This window comes from Paracoccus sp. PAR01, from assembly GCF_014851995.1.
Taxonomy (GTDB): Bacteria; Pseudomonadota; Alphaproteobacteria; order Rhodobacterales; family Rhodobacteraceae; genus Paracoccus; species Paracoccus litorisediminis.
The window spans coordinates 1-1,305 of record NZ_JACVAW010000075.1; the positions used below are offsets into that span (position 1 = coordinate 1).

General features: G+C 64.2%; 3 protein-coding genes. All 3 read right to left on the reverse strand.

The window, feature by feature from the left end:
• Positions 1–414 (reverse strand): IS66 family transposase zinc-finger binding domain-containing protein (locus IB235_RS24680; protein ID WP_370577000.1); only part of this gene is annotated, 414 nt, incomplete at its 3' end.
• A 67-nt stretch (positions 415–481) separates the two neighbouring features.
• Complete coding sequence (gene tnpB, locus IB235_RS24685) at positions 482–805, reverse strand: IS66 family insertion sequence element accessory protein TnpB (protein ID WP_192339047.1); 324 nt, start codon at positions 803–805, stop codon at positions 482–484.
• A 25-nt stretch (positions 806–830) separates the two neighbouring features.
• Positions 831–1,220, reverse strand: a complete 390-nt coding sequence (locus IB235_RS24690) for a transposase (RefSeq protein WP_192339049.1) — start codon at positions 1,218–1,220, stop codon at positions 831–833.
• Positions 1,221–1,305: the final 85 nt, after the last annotated feature.

The following is a 1,305-nucleotide window of genomic DNA, read 5'->3' on the forward strand; positions in this document are numbered from 1 at the left end:
GGCGGGCACGATGTCCAACCGCTCCGAGACATCCTCCCCGATGCAGTGCAGGCAGCCGCCACAAGCGCAGGTCAGGCTGTCCGGCTCAATCACCTCTTCGATGCGCGGCAAGTGTTCGGGCAGCGATCCGCGATTGGCGGCACGCGGCTTGGCCGGGCGCTTGGCAGCGCGAGCTTCGGCATCCTCTTCGGCATGGATTGCGGCGATGGCCGTCTCCAGGTCTTCCAGCGCCAGTTCGAGCTGGTCCGGATCGCTCTTCTCCGACCGGCGTCCGAAGGCTGCGTGTTTGAAGGCCGCGACCAGCTTCTCCAGCCGTGCGATACGCTCGTCCTTGCGCAGGTTATGCGCCTCCGAGGCGATCAGCATCGCCTTCAGCGTGGCAATTTCCTTAAGCAGATCAGTGGTCTCCGGCATGGCCGCAGTCTATCACCCGCCACGACCAACACCCGCAAAAAGTGCTGCGGAGCCCAACAAAACAGGACTATTCCACCGCCTCCGGCGCCTTTGCTCCGATGGCCCGGACCCGCCGCCAGTCCAGCCCGGCAAACAGGGCTTCGAACTGGGCGTGGTTCATCGTCAGCAGCCCGTCCTTCACCGCAGGCCAGGTGAAACTGTGCTCTTCGAGCCGCTTGTAGGCCATCACCAGCCCCGTGCCGTCCCAGTAGAGCAGCTTCAGCCGATCGGCTTTCTTTGCGCGGAATACGAAGACGGTGCCGGTGAACGGATCCTTGCGCAGCTCGTTCTTCACCATCGCCGCCAGGCTGTCATGGCCTTTACGAAAGTCGATGGGCTTCGTCGCCACCATGATCCGAACCCGGTTCGACGGGAGATCACGCGCCCGCCGCCAGAGCACGCGCCACGGACGCGATCCGTTCCGCCGAGGCGCCGACTTCCAGGCGTATTACGACGGCACCGAAGGCAATCTCCGGGCCGATCGCGGCTGGGCCGACCGGGCGCGCAGCATCATCCGCAGGCCCGAGCAACAGGGCCGCGAATTCGACAGGATTCTCCGGCGCTGGCAGAACCAGACGCCCCTTCCGCGCCAGCGTCCGCCATGATGAGATACGGTTCGCAGGCAGACCATGCCGCCGCGCAACATCATTGACACTTGCGCCCGGCACCAGCGTTTCCGCCACGATCCGCGCCTTCACATCGTCAGGCCAACTCCGGTTTTGGCGACCGGAGCCGCCAACCGAGAGAACCTCCAATGTAGTCTCCATGGAGAAGCTCCATCATCCAACCTCGATGGAAGCCAATGATCCCATCAAGAACCGCGCTGGAAGGTGGGATGGGGGCAGCGCTTAC